Source organism: Phormidium sp. CCY1219 (assembly GCF_035615515.1).
GTDB lineage: Bacteria > Cyanobacteriota > Cyanobacteriia > Cyanobacteriales > Laspinemataceae > CCY1219.
Genome location: NZ_JAJENT010000241.1, coordinates 1 through 965, shown reverse-complemented (window position 1 = coordinate 965; position 965 = coordinate 1). Strand labels below are relative to the sequence as shown.

General features: G+C 43.6%; 1 protein-coding gene. It reads left to right on the top strand.

Annotation, left to right across the window (positions count from 1 at the left end; translation table 11 throughout):
- Positions 1–965: group II intron reverse transcriptase/maturase (gene ltrA / locus LKK83_RS02565; RefSeq protein ID WP_324629227.1), on the top strand; the 965-nt coding region annotated here is incomplete at both ends.

The window sequence follows — 965 nt, the reverse complement described above, 5'->3', positions numbered from 1 at the left end:
AAATCCAAAGCCCGCGCCTTACGCAGAGTATGGATTCCTAAGCCAGGTCGTGATGAAAAGCGTCCTTTAGGGATTCCGACAATAAAGGATAGAGCTGAGCAAGCCTTGGTTAAACTGGCACTGGAACCGCAATGGGAAGCTCGATTTGAGGCTGAATCATATGGGTTCAGGCCAGGGAGGTCAGCGCATGACGCAATTGACGCCATATTCAAGAAGGTTCATAAGAAACCTAACTGGGTACTAGATGCAGATATTGCAAAATGCTTCGACCGAATTAACCATGACTACTTGCTGTCCAAACTAGATTGTCCATCCGTGCACAAACGGAGAATTAAACAATGGCTCAAAGCCGGAGTTTTGGACAATGGCGTATTTGAGGTAACAGAGTCAGGAACTCCACAAGGGGGAGTCATTAGCCCACTCCTGGCAAACATTGCCTTACATGGGATGATAAACTCGGTTGTTAATGCTTTCCCTAGAACCAAATACATTGATGGAAAGCAAGAACAAAACTATCGCCCGAAAATCATTCGATATGCCGATGAATTCGTGGTACTTGCACCAGTTAAAGAAGTCATACTAGAAGCCCGTGACTTGATTGAACAATGGCTTAAAAAAGTTGGATTAAAGCTCAAACCCGAAAAGACAAGAATCTGCCATACCCACGAATTCTCGGAAGAAGGGGGAGAGCCAGGTTTCGACTTTTTAGGTTTTAATATCCGCCATTATACAGTTGGCAAACACAGGGCCACGAATATTGGTATGGGGAGAAAGCGGTTATTCCAACTTAACATAAAACCAAGCAAGGAGTCAGTCAAGGAGCATTACAAGGCAATTAAGGCGGTTATCAAGGCTTATAAAACAGCCCCACAATACGCATTAATCAAACACCTAAATCCAGTCATAAAAGGATGGAGTAACTATTACAGCACAGTAGTATCCAAGGAAATTTACTCCAAACTCGA